Raw genomic sequence first — 12,133 nt, forward strand, 5'->3', positions numbered from 1 at the left:
ACACCCAAATAAATAACGAATGAAGCTGATAATAAAACTAATAAAGATTGTCGTCCGTATTTTTGCGGCAATAGTGCTTTTGCTCATCCTGATCGTGGCAATAGGTTTAACCATACAGCATTTCACCACAAAAAAGGCATACAAATACCATATAAGTCAAATACAAGCTGAACGAATCGCCTTGTGCGATTCGTTCGCTCATGGCATCAACTTATATAAGTTGTCATTCGAGACTGTCCCGACCGGTTATAAACATGGACTCTTCGTTGGAGGAATTGAACCTTATTTAGAGGGATGCACAGACAGCCTGACGAATATTACATTCATGGCCACTCCACAGGCTTCAGGAAACGTACTCATTCCTCTACAAATAAAAGGAAATAAGGTAGAAGCATTGACCCTACAAGAATGTACCGGTAAAGACACCATTGACGGAGACTTCTATGACAACACCAAGGATTTGGGAGCGTTTTTGCAAAAAGGAAGGCATCATCTAGAAAATCCCGCTCATAGCAGTCGCATCTTACATGGAGGTACCTTGTTTATCGCCACGCCCAAACATATTGGGGCACTGCATCGCATCATCATCCGATTTGAGAATGGACAACTTGTATGCCAAGTCCGCCAAGGCACGCCCAAAGCCTACTTCATCAAAAGCATCGTAACAAATACACCTGAAAGACTCGAAAAAGTTATCAACCTGAACTCAAACAACCAAGAAATGCCAAACAAACTATAAATGAATAAAAGAAAGACATACCTCTTCGACGTAAAAAGCCCTACTTGGATAGCAATTACAGTGTGCCTTGCACTTTTTGTAACTGTAATCCATGGGTGCAAACATTCCGATGAAACTCTCCCGTCAGACAAGAAGGCAAAACGAGAGCGTTTTCAGGCCGGAATGCGTTTAGATACATTATTATGCAGGAGGGATTTGGAAAGCGCGCTCTTGTTTATTGACACACTGCACACCCGATATCCCCGCGACCCTCAATTCTATTTCGGTGAAGGATGGATATACCAGATGAAAAATGACAGCATCAAGGCACGCTCTTGTTTCACGAAGGCTGTGGCCATCTACGATTCGTTGATAGCGGTAAAAAAGGATTTCGGAGACCAGATAAACCGTGCCATAATCATTCAAATCCTGTACGGAAAAGAGGCATACGACAAAAATCTGGACGAAATCCTACGTACATCAAAAAATCCTCATGATTCACTTGTCATTGAAGAGATTTGGAGGAAACTCATCTATAAAAAGGAGGATTTGTTCAAGCCTGAGATGCTAATAACCCTTCCCGATTCAATCACACAACGACATTAAAGCCATGAGACATGCCATTTTAATCTTAGCCCACAAAAACATCGGGCAATTATGCAGGTTAGCCGGATATTTCGAAAAGGATTGCGACGTATTCATCCATATAGACAAAAAACAATCCGTCACACGCGAAGAGGAAGAAAAGTTGCGTAGTTACAAACAAGTGAAAGCTGTTTCGCGCGAATATGACGTGAACTGGGGCGGCACAAGCGTATTGGAAAGCGAAATGCACCTGTTGCGTATGGTTGTACAACGCAGCGATGCCGATTACTTCCATCTTATCAGCGGACAAGACTACCCAACCCGTCCGTTAGATTATTTCCTAGAGTTCTTTGACCGGAATGCGGGAAAAGAATACATCGGATACCTGCATTTGCCGCATCCGAACTGGGAAGACAATACTTTCCGCCGACTGCAATATTATTATCCATACGACTATGCCGCAAGCAAAAGGAATCCACGCGGGTGGGTCAGGGAACAGGTAAGGCAACAACAGGTCAAAAGGGCCAAACGCCCCATTCCCGACGAGTTCGACCATCTGTACGGCAGTTCGCAATGGTAGTCCATTACCCGAAAGGCTGCCACCACCTTGTTGGACTATACCGACCGCTTCCCCTCGCTTTATGGCCGGATGTGGATGACTTTCGTGCCGGAGGAATGTTATGTGGCCACCGTACTGGTCAATCTGATGAACAAGGAGGACATCGTACCTTGGAACCACCGTTTTATCCGTTGGAAACATGAAAACGGCAACCGCCCGGCCAATTTGGGATGCGAACACTTCCATTACCTTTTGGAAGACGAATACCTTTTCGCACGAAAAATTGAGCTGCCATGTAGTACGGTGCTATTGGATAGGATAGACCGGTATCTGTTACAAGATAAGGATATTCGTCTGATGCCTACCGGAGGTTGGAGGTATGACGGTTTCCTGAAATACGGGCATGACAAGAAGTTTTGCGATTTCGTCACGCAAATGTGGTGGGACATAGGGGCACGGACGGGAATAGACATGGGATGCGGTGCCGGTTACTACGTATCGCAATGGAGAAGCTGCGGACTTGCGTTTGCCGGATATGACGCGAATCCCCACACTCCGGATTTGTCGGGCATGCTCCTGCCCGAAGGGGATGCTGCCTGCGAAGTGGCAGACCTCACGGAAGAACTGGACATCCCTACCCCCTTTGACATCGTGGTATGCAAGGACGTGCTCCCGTATATCCCGGAGGAATCGGTATCCACGGCCATAGGTAACCTCGCACGACTGTCGTCGCATTTCATCCTGTTAAGTTGGAACGTAACGGAATCCATGGCCACCCTCCCCCATAGGAACATGACGGACGGAGACATCATCCCACATTTTGAAAAGGAAGGTTATACCGTAGAAAAGTATATGACGGCCAGGCTGCACGTCGTTTTAAAAAGGAAAGACTGCTGTGTGCTCACCCGGCAAAACCTGCCACTCATCGACTACTAAGAAACTGTGATATCCCATAAAGAAAGGAGCAGCCCACGTGCCACAGAATGACACATTGGCTGCTCCTTTCTACATATGCTGTCAGGCATTCTTGATATAATCCACAATCCACTGCCCTACTTCCGTCGTCCCGTAACGCTCCCCGCCTTCTACCTGAATTTCCGGCGTACGTACGTTGGCATCCAAAGAAGCATTCACAGCCTTGCGAATCAATGCGCCTTCTTCCTTCAAATCAAAGTACTCGAACAGCATAGCCACGGAAAGAATCTGGGCCAAAGGATTGGCGATGTTCTGCCCCTTGGCTTGCGGCCAAGAACCATGGATAGGTTCGAACACCGGCGTATGCTCACCCGTGGAAGCCGACGGCAACAAGCCCATGGAACCGGTGATGCAAGAGCCTTCGTCGGTCAGGATGTCGCCGAAAGTATTCTCCGTCACCATCACGTCAAAGAAACGCGGGTCTTGAATCATGCGCATGGCGGCATTGTCCACGAACATATAATCGGTCTCCACTTCAGGATACTGCGGAGCCATCTCCTTGGCCACCTGACGCCACAGCCGGCTCGATGCCAACACGTTGGCCTTGTCCACCACCGTCAGGTGCTTGCGGCGGCGCATCGCATATTCGTACGCCACGCGAAGGATACGTTCGATTTCCGGACGCGTATAAGCGTTCGTGTCGTATGCCTTTTCATCATCCTGATACTTCTCTCCGAAATACATGCCGCCGGTCAGTTCGCGGATACAAATGAAGTCGGCACCACGCACCAATTCGTCCTTCAACGGCGACTTGTGAATCAGGCAATCAAAAGTCTCCACCGGACGGATATTGGCAAACAAGCCTAACTTCTTGCGCATGGCCAAAAGTCCTTGTTCGGGGCGTACCTTGGCCGTGGGGTCATTGTCGAACTTAGGGTCTCCCACGGCCGAAAACAATACGGCATCGGCATCCATGCAGACTTTAAACGTTTCTTCGGGGAACGGGTCGCCCACTTTGTCGATGGCTTCCGCACCGCAAAGTGCATATTGGTAACTTACGTGATGGCCGAACTTCTCGCACACGGCATTCATCACTGCAACTCCTTGTTCCAAAATCTCGGGGCCTATGCCGTCGCCCGGCAATACGGCAATCTTTAAATCCATAATATTCAGTTTATATTCGTTATTTCAATCATCAAACATGACTCTCCAAGTCCTTATAATCTCCCTCGATGAGGTTCAGCAACTTCACCGTGGCCTTGATGGCGGCTTCCGTCTGGTCGGCATCCAGACCGCGCGTACGATACACCTTCCCGTTCCAGTTCCACGTAATGACGGCCTGTACCAAAGCATCCGTCCGCCCACCCGGCGGAATACTCACACTGTAATTGGCTAGCCACGGGAACTTCCGCGAAAGGCGGTTCTTATAGATATGACGGGCAGCACGCATGAAAGCATCGAACTGGCCGTCGCCGGAAGCATTCTCTTCGTAAGCCTCCCCGTTGATTTCCAGCTTTACTTGTGCCATCGGTTTCAGGCCGTACGCCGTGGTGACCATGTAACTCAACAGCCGGACATGCTCCTCCACGGTATCATGCTTCAGCACGTCGGACACAATATAAGGCAAGTCCTCCTGCGTCACCAACTCTTTCTTGTCGCCCAACTCGATGATACGTTCCGTCACTTTGCGGGTCTGTTCGGGCGACAATTCCAAACCCAATTCCTCCAAGTTCTTGAGGATATTGGCCTTCCCGCTGTTTTTACCCAAGGCATACTCCCGCTTACGGCCGAAACGCTCGGGCAAAAGGTCGTTGCAATAAAGGTTGGCCTTGTTGTCCCCGTCGGCATGCACACCGGCCACCTGCGTAAACACACTCTCGCCCGTAATCGGACGGTTGGGTGGGATAGGGATGCCGGAATAGCTTTCCACCATCCGGCTCACTTCGTTCAACCGGCTCTCGTCGATGCCTGTCTGTGCATTGAACTGGTCTTTCAATATCGCCTGCACACTGGCCAACGGGGCATTCCCTGCCCGTTCGCCCAAGCCGTTGACCGAGGTATGGATGCCCCGGCAACCGCCCAACACGGCAGCCAACACGTTGGAAATGGCCAAGTCGTAATCGTTATGGGCATGGAAGTCGAAATGCACGCCCGGATAGCGTTTCACCATCTTGCGGATGTAACTCAACAAATCCAATGGATTCAGGATGCCCAACGTATCCGGCAACATAAAACGCCGAATTTTCGTATCTTTCAAAGCATCCATCAATGCAAAGACATAGTCCGGCGAATGCTTCATGCCGTTGCTCCAGTCTTCCAGATAGACGTTTACGGCAATGCCCAGTTCTTCGGCATAATCCAAAGAACGACGGATGTCGGCCACGTGCTGCTCCAACGTTTTCTTCAACTGGTTCGTACAATGGTTCTCCGAACCCTTACACAACAAATTGATGTTCTTACACCCGCAAGCATGAATCCAATCCAAAGAAGCGTGCCCGTCTACAAACCCCAAAACTTCCACCCGATGGAGCCGCCCGGTCTGGCGCGCCCACTGGCAAATGCTACGCACCGCATCCACCTCTCCCTCGGATACCCGAGCCGAAGCCACTTCTATGCGATCCACGTTCAGGTCCTGCAACAGCGCACGGGCTATCATCAACTTTTCATGCGGCACGAAACTTACGCCACTGGTTTGTTCCCCGTCGCGCAAGGTCGTGTCCATGATTTCTATCTTCACAGGATTCGCTTCCATCCTTATCAGGCGTTACGACGCTCCCAATCCTCTATCTTTCCTTTGTTTTCCAACAGGAAGTCGATGTCGTCGAGCGCATTCATCAAACAATATTTCTTATACCCGTTGATTTCAAACTTCTCACTATGCCCCGTGGCCTTATTGGTCACTGTCTGGTTCGGCAAATCCACCTCTACCTGCATCTTCGGGTCGGCTTCGATGGAAGCAAACAATTCGGCCAGGAAGTCCTCGCTGACCACCACAGGCAACACAAAATTGTTCAATTCGTTGTTCTTGTGGATGTCGGCAAAGAAACTGCTGATAACGACCCGGAAACCGTAACCGGCTATTGCCCAAGCCGCATGTTCGCGACTGGAACCGCTACCGAAATTCTTCCCGGCCACAAGAATCTCTCCCCCGTAAGTAGGGTTATTCAATACAAAATCCTTGTTCACCGTCCCATCGGCATTGTAACGCCAGTCACGGAACAGGTTCTCACCGAAAAAGCTCTCTTCTCTTGTCGTGGCTTTCAAGAAACGTGCCGGAATAATCTGGTCGGTATCCACATTCTCCAAAGGAAGAGGCACACATGTACTTGTTATGATATTGAATTTCTGTTTCATAGCTCTATTACATTAATGTTCGCGGATCGGTTATCACTCCTGTCACGGCTGCGGCTGCGGCCACCAACGGACTGGCCAAAACCGTACGCGCACCGGGACCTTGACGTCCTTCAAAATTACGGTTGGAAGTGGACACGGACAATTTCCCTGCCGGAATCTTGTCGTCATTCATGGCCAAACAGGCCGAACAGCCGGGCTGACGGAGCGCAAAGCCTGCCTCCTCAAACACCTTGTCCAAACCTTCGGCCTTAATCTGGTCGGCCACCATCCATGAACCGGGCACCAACCACGCCACCACACGGTCTGCCTTCTTACGTCCCTTCACAATGGAAGCAAAAGCGCGGAAATCCTCGATGCGCCCGTTGGTACATGCCCCGAGGAATACATAATCCACCGGTTTGCCCAACAGCTTCTCGCCCGGTTGGAAACCCATATAATCCAAGGACTTCAGGTATGACACACGCCCGGCTTCAGGCACCGTGCCTATCGCCGGTACACTTTCCGTAATGCCGATGCCCATACCCGGATTCGTCCCGTATGTGATACGGGGTTCAATTTCTGCCGCATTGAAGGTCAGTTCTTTGTCGAACACGGCATCTTCCCCACTCTTCAAGGTCTTCCAATAGGCCACGGCTTTGTCCCAAGCTTCGCCCTTCGGAGCATATTCGCGCCCTTTGATGTACTCGAAAGTCACCTCGTCCGGAGCAATGAAGCCGCCACGGGCACCCATTTCAATAGAAAGGTTACACAGCGTCAAACGTCCTTCCATGGACAAATTACGTACTACGGAACCGGCATATTCCACAAAATAACCGGTAGCCCCCGAAGTCGTCAACTGCGACATCAGATAAAGCGCCACGTCTTTGGCTGTCACTCCCTTCCCTAATTCGCCTTCCACATTAATGCGCATGGATTTGGGCTTTTGCTGCAGGATGCACTGGGATGCCATCACCATCTCCACTTCAGACGTTCCGATACCGAAAGCCACGGCACCCATGGCTCCATGCGTAGACGTGTGGGAATCACCGCACACAATCGTCATGCCGGGCAACGAAAGACCGCGCTCCGGCCCCACCACATGGATGATGCCGTTCTTCGGGTCCATCATGCCGAAGTGGGCCAGACCGAAATCGGCCGCATTCTTGGCCAACGTGTCCACCTGTGTTTTACTGACAGGGTCCTCTATCGGCTTATCCTGGTCGTGCGTCGGAGTGTTATGGTCCGGCATACAATAAATATGGTCGGGACGGAAACATTTCAAGCCTCGGGCACGCATGCCGGCGAAAGCCTGCGGGCTGGTCACCTCATGACAGTAAAGCCTGTCGATGTACAGTTGTTGCGGCCCGTCTTCCACGTACTGTACGACGTGTTTATCCCAAATCTTGTCAAACAGAGTATTTACCATTGTCGTCTTGGATATTTATTTTTTAAATTTGTTGATACAATCAATGTAAGCTTCCACGGAAGCCGTCACGATGTCGGTGTTGGCTCCGAATCCGTAATACACATGACCGTCGTATTCCACTTGCATGTGCACCTTACCCACATCGTCCGACCCCTTGCTGATGGCCTGTATGGTGAATTCTTTCAGCACCATCTGGCGTTTGATGATGTTCTTCAATGCCGATATGGCGGCATCCACAGGGCCATTCCCGCTAGCCGAGGCTTCGAACTTCTCACCGGCAATGTCCAAGCCTATACAAGCCACGGACTTGACGCCCATTCCCGTAGTGACCTGCAAATAGTCGAGTTTCACGGCGTGGGCGGCTGCACGGTCGGCACCGGCCAACATCAGGATATCGTCGTCGTTCACTTCTTTCTTTTTGTCGGCCAACTTCAGGAATTCCTGGTAAGTCACGTCGAGACGTTCGCCCTCCATTTCTACGCCCAACACGCTCAAACGGTGTTTCAAAGCCGCCCGTCCGCTACGTGCGGTCAAAACGATGGCATTGTCATCAATACCCACATCCTTGGGATCCATAATCTCGTAGGTCTGCACATTCTTCAGCACACCGTCCTGATGAATTCCGCTAGAATGGGCGAAGGCATTACGTCCCACGATGGCTTTGTTGGGCTGTACCGGCATGTTCATCAGGCTGGACACCAAACGGCTCGTAGGATATATCTTTTGGGTGTTGATATTGGTATCAATACCTATTCCTTTATGGCATTTAAGAATCATGGCCACTTCTTCGAGAGAGGTATTCCCCGCACGTTCACCAATGCCGTTAATGGTGACTTCCGCCTGGCGGGCACCGTTCATGATTCCCGCAATCGTATTGGCCGTAGCCATACCCAAATCGTTATGGCAATGTGTGGACAAGATAGCCTTGCCGGTCGAAAGACCGTCCACATGTTCCATCAGATACTTGATTTTGGCCCCGAACTCCTGAGGCAGGCAATATCCCGTCGTGTCGGGAATGTTCACCACCGTCGCACCGGCCTTTACCACGGCATCCACCACACGGGCCAGATATTCATTGTCCGTACGCCCCGCATCCTCGGCATAGAACTCCACGTCCTCCACATAACGTTTGGCATACTTCACGGCAGCCACGGCACGCTCGATGATTTCCTCACGGTTGGAATTGAACTTATATTTAATGTGGGAATCCGAAGTCCCTATGCCGGTATGGATACGCTTATGCTTGGCAGCCTGCAATGCCTCGGCCGCCACGTCGATATCTTTCTGCACCGCACGGGTCAACGCGCAAATCGTAGGCCATGTCACTGCCTTTGAAATTTCTATCACCGAATTGAAATCGCCGGGACTGGATACCGGGAAACCGGCCTCTATCACGTCCACTCCAAGTGCCTCCAACTGGCGTGCCACCTGGATTTTCTCTACCGTGTTCAACTGGCAGCCGGGAACTTGTTCCCCGTCGCGTAAGGTCGTATCAAAAATAAATAATCTGTCGCTCATATCTTTCCGTTTTATAATCTACTAAAAAATAAGCCTTTCTCACCGGGAAGTGGGAAAGGCCTTGTATTTTTTACACACTACAACTACGCACAGACCACACTTCCCACCGCAAAACGCAGTCGAATATCCAACATGGCCAATAATGTAATCGTTGTACCCATTACTTCTTCCTTTTTCATTATTCGACTGCAAAGATAAAAGAAATTATCAACCTGAACAAATAAATTAAAAGGAAAAGCATTATTAAACTATTATATTATCATTAAAAAAGACCTGAAACAAGATTCTTCACCATTAACCTATCTATATTGTTGAACCTGTTCCCGTTTTTACCTCAAAAAACTATTTTCACACACAAAATTTCCTTCGGCATTCTTACAGGTAACCGTAATCAAAAACCATTCAACTCCAACCTTAAAAAGGGAAATTCCCAACAGGTTCAACAGTAATATATACGGAAGGACACTCTATAACAGTAATCCTTCCGTATACACCATGACTTTACTTACGCAAATCCCTCTTGCACGGTGACTCATCCATAAAGAGATAGCTCTTTTGGTATCCGCCGCAATCCACTACTATTTTCTCGAATACAATTCCCGGATCTAAAGGTTTCAAGATAAGCAACTGCATCCCGTCCGCAGATGGAGGAACGGCAAGTTTCACAACCTTCTCCACAACCCTACGAGCCACCGTAGGGTAAAACACATTATACACATTTTCCGGCTCCTCGTTCAAATTGGCATTGAAATTAACCACCGTCTCTTTACCACCTTCGAAACCGACGGCATACTCGTGTCCTTTTACATCATGAAAAGCCAGCGTAGACTTGACAACGACATGTACGTTGACTTCCGAGACGTTCTCCGGAATGGCCATCTTATAAGTAAGCGATGCCCCTTCCACCCCTTCTGTATAAGGCATCAAAGCTACACCACTCAGAGTACGCCCCAAATAAGGTATGGCCGTCCAATCTGCTGTTGCGGCAGGCTTTGCCTCAAAATAATGCTCGGCTTCCATAGACACCACGCCGTACTTGCCCGTAAAAACATAGCCACCTTTTTGCTGTTCGGGATTCTCTATCCGGAAAACTTTAGGCATAATATCAGCACGAAAGTTATCATTCCACGAAGTATATCCTATATGTTTCTGCACCATCATGTTTTTCCATTTTCCACCCGACATTACATTATTGTAGTCATCACATAACAAAGAATCGAACTTAAAGGCCTGTGCCACCTTATCCGCCCAAACGTTAGCTTGCGGATTGTTCTCCTCATATAACTTATGGTTCATAGCTTGCTCATAATACATCTCATAAAGATTAGCCATGGCTTGCACCGGAAAAAGGATCAACTGCTTGTAGGCATCATGATATTCCTGCGGCAAAGACAGATATTGGCGAAGCGCATCGGCCTCCAACTTACGGTATTCATCAGCCACCTGTTTCCACTCGCCGGTTTCTATATTATAAGTATGGCAATCCAACATTTCCGGAGTCACACGCCCATTGTATTTGCTATAAAGGTTGAGAATACGCGCAGCTTCATCTGCCTGTTCTTCTCCAAACTGTCGGGCACAAAAACCACGCGGATGCTCCAACAGGTTATCTGCCGTATACCGTTTCGGGTTCCAAGCCATATCCAAGAACAAAGTAATGGGATACTCCATGGGTTTCAAATCCCCTACATTAAGAATCCATAATTTATCCACACCGTAATCATACGTCAACTGCAACTGCTCCCACATGTTCTGTATGGGAGTCACATTCAACCATTTTGAATTTCTCGGTGCACCGACATAATCCACATGATAATACATGCCCCATCCTCCGGGACGTTTGCGTTCTTCCGCATTGGGCAGACGACGCACATTTCCCCAGTTATCATCGCAAAGCAACATTATCACATCATCGGGTACACGCAGGCCCATGTCATAAAAACGCTGTACCTCTTTATATATGGCCCACACTTGCGGCCGTTCATCAGCAGGTCTGCCAGTCACATCCCTAATGATTTTACGCTGATTTTTAATTACCTTCTCAAGCAAGTTCATATTATATTCGTCACGGTTGACATACTCGTGGTCTGCCCCTTCCTTTCCTCCCATCGGGGCATCACCATCTCCACGCATACCGATAGTTATCAAATCTTCAGTATCTTTCGCACGCTCTATTCCTTCACGGAAAAAACGATCAAGCACCTTTTGGTTCGTCGCATAATCCCATACCCCGTACTGCCTACGTTTACGCGCCCATTCCTGATGGTTGCGTGCCATCGGTTCATGATGCGAAGTTCCCATGATGATCCCCATGTCACGGGCGGTCCTGCTGTTTTCGGGATCATCTGCATAGAAGCTCCATGACCACATGGCCGGCCACATAAAGTTCCCCCGCAAACGAAGAATCAACTCAAATACCCGAGCATAAAAACGGTGGTCTCCATAATTGGTCCCATAGGTATGCTTTACCCATCCAGTAAGGCAAGGGGCTTCATCGTTCAGAAATATGCCCCTATACCTTACAGCCGGTTCGCCGGCCGTATATTCACCACGCTGAATATACAGGTTCTTACGCTGCACCACAGGCACATCTGCCCAATCATACCAGGGAGACACCCCTATCTGTTCTGAAAGTTCATATATGCCATAAATCGTTCCCCGCTTATCACTGCCGATAACGACCCATGCCTCGTCTACTCCATCAAAAGGACGAGAAACAGCTCTCATCAAATACTTCTCACGTTTACCTTCCAATGAAGTTATATCTATCTTTTTCGTCTTTACGAGTTCCTTGACAAATCTGCTCTCCAAAGAACCAACCACAATCAAACGCTTCCCCTTTACGGAGTGGAGAAGTTCGGCCTTCATTCCCGTCACCTTACGGAAATCATCTTGTAAGTTTTTCGCAGCTATGGCAACTCCGACGTCATCTTTTTCATCCAATAATATCGGAGTAACCTCCCCACCCTCAACCAACGTAAAACAATCAGCGGCAGGCTGCCCAAAAGTAATCCCCTTGTTGTCGATAGCCCAGGCTGAACCTATCAGCCAACTCACCGCCAATAATACCATTAACATT

General features: G+C 49.1%; 10 protein-coding genes. 4 read left to right on the top strand and 6 right to left on the bottom strand.

Annotation, left to right across the window (positions count from 1 at the left end):
* Window positions 1-19 precede the first annotated feature (19 nt).
* Genes E0E47_RS09140 through E0E47_RS17585 form a run of 4 tightly spaced genes read left to right on the top strand, consistent with a single transcriptional unit; the run spans window position 20 to window position 2,798 of the window.
* The gene (locus E0E47_RS09140; RefSeq protein WP_130893526.1) at window positions 20-739 is read left to right on the top strand and encodes a hypothetical protein; all 720 of its coding nucleotides are present in this window, start codon (window positions 20-22) and stop codon (window positions 737-739) included.
* On the top strand, window positions 740-1,324 hold the full coding sequence (locus E0E47_RS09145; protein WP_130893527.1) for a hypothetical protein: 585 nt from the start codon (window positions 740-742) through the stop codon (window positions 1,322-1,324).
* 4 nt (window positions 1,325-1,328) lie between these two features.
* Complete coding sequence (locus E0E47_RS17580; RefSeq protein ID WP_232038385.1) at window positions 1,329-1,883, top strand: beta-1,6-N-acetylglucosaminyltransferase; 555 nt, start codon at window positions 1,329-1,331, stop codon at window positions 1,881-1,883.
* A gap of 27 nt (window positions 1,884-1,910) precedes the next feature.
* Window positions 1,911-2,798: a methyltransferase domain-containing protein gene (locus tag E0E47_RS17585; protein ID WP_232038386.1), complete on the top strand. Its 888-nt coding sequence runs from the start codon at window positions 1,911-1,913 to the stop codon at window positions 2,796-2,798.
* Window positions 2,799-2,879: 81 nt separating this feature from the next.
* Here E0E47_RS17585 and leuB read toward each other — a convergent pair whose 3' ends face one another.
* The 6 genes from leuB to E0E47_RS09185 all read right to left on the bottom strand — a co-directional run bounded on the left by leuB (window position 2,880) and on the right by E0E47_RS09185 (window position 12,132).
* Window positions 2,880-3,941 (bottom strand): 3-isopropylmalate dehydrogenase, encoded by a 1,062-nt coding sequence (leuB, locus tag E0E47_RS09160; RefSeq protein WP_130893528.1) that lies wholly within the window; start codon window positions 3,939-3,941, stop codon window positions 2,880-2,882.
* A 31-nt stretch (window positions 3,942-3,972) separates the two neighbouring features.
* Window positions 3,973-5,529 carry an alpha-isopropylmalate synthase regulatory domain-containing protein gene (locus E0E47_RS09165; RefSeq protein ID WP_130893529.1) on the bottom strand — a complete coding sequence of 519 codons (1,557 nt, stop codon included), beginning with the start codon at window positions 5,527-5,529 and terminating at the stop codon, window positions 3,973-3,975.
* 5 nt (window positions 5,530-5,534) lie between these two features.
* The gene (gene leuD / locus E0E47_RS09170) at window positions 5,535-6,131 is read right to left on the bottom strand and encodes a 3-isopropylmalate dehydratase small subunit (protein ID WP_008626932.1); all 597 of its coding nucleotides are present in this window, start codon (window positions 6,129-6,131) and stop codon (window positions 5,535-5,537) included.
* Between the two features lie 7 nt (window positions 6,132-6,138).
* Window positions 6,139-7,536, bottom strand: a complete 1,398-nt coding sequence (leuC, locus tag E0E47_RS09175; protein ID WP_130893530.1) for a 3-isopropylmalate dehydratase large subunit — start codon at window positions 7,534-7,536, stop codon at window positions 6,139-6,141.
* Window positions 7,537-7,551: 15 nt separating this feature from the next.
* Window positions 7,552-9,054, bottom strand: a complete 1,503-nt coding sequence (locus tag E0E47_RS09180; protein ID WP_130893531.1) for a 2-isopropylmalate synthase — start codon at window positions 9,052-9,054, stop codon at window positions 7,552-7,554.
* Between the two features lie 501 nt (window positions 9,055-9,555).
* Window positions 9,556-12,132: a glycosyl hydrolase 115 family protein gene (locus tag E0E47_RS09185; protein ID WP_420873303.1), complete on the bottom strand. Its 2,577-nt coding sequence runs from the start codon at window positions 12,130-12,132 to the stop codon at window positions 9,556-9,558.
* Window position 12,133: the final 1 nt, after the last annotated feature.

The organism is Paraprevotella xylaniphila YIT 11841 (genome assembly GCF_900683745.1).
In the GTDB taxonomy this organism is placed as follows: domain Bacteria; phylum Bacteroidota; class Bacteroidia; order Bacteroidales; family Bacteroidaceae; genus Paraprevotella; species Paraprevotella xylaniphila.

Excerpts from the sequence above, each read along its gene's own strand:
- E0E47_RS09140 (WP_130893526.1), top strand. The coding sequence starts at position 20 with ATGAAGCTGATAATAAAACTAATAAAGATTGTCGTCCGTATTTTTGCG.
- E0E47_RS09145 (WP_130893527.1), top strand. The coding sequence starts at position 740 with ATGAATAAAAGAAAGACATACCTCTTCGACGTAAAAAGCCCTACTTGG.
- E0E47_RS17580 (WP_232038385.1), top strand. The coding sequence starts at position 1,329 with ATGAGACATGCCATTTTAATCTTAGCCCACAAAAACATCGGGCAATTA.
- leuB (WP_130893528.1), bottom strand. The coding sequence starts at position 3,941 with ATGGATTTAAAGATTGCCGTATTGCCGGGCGACGGCATAGGCCCCGAG.
- E0E47_RS09165 (WP_130893529.1), bottom strand. The coding sequence starts at position 5,529 with ATGGAAGCGAATCCTGTGAAGATAGAAATCATGGACACGACCTTGCGC.
- leuD (WP_008626932.1), bottom strand. The coding sequence starts at position 6,131 with ATGAAACAGAAATTCAATATCATAACAAGTACATGTGTGCCTCTTCCT.
- leuC (WP_130893530.1), bottom strand. The coding sequence starts at position 7,536 with ATGGTAAATACTCTGTTTGACAAGATTTGGGATAAACACGTCGTACAG.
- E0E47_RS09180 (WP_130893531.1), bottom strand. The coding sequence starts at position 9,054 with ATGAGCGACAGATTATTTATTTTTGATACGACCTTACGCGACGGGGAA.
- E0E47_RS09185 (WP_420873303.1), bottom strand. The coding sequence starts at position 12,132 with ATGTTAATGGTATTATTGGCGGTGAGTTGGCTGATAGGTTCAGCCTGG.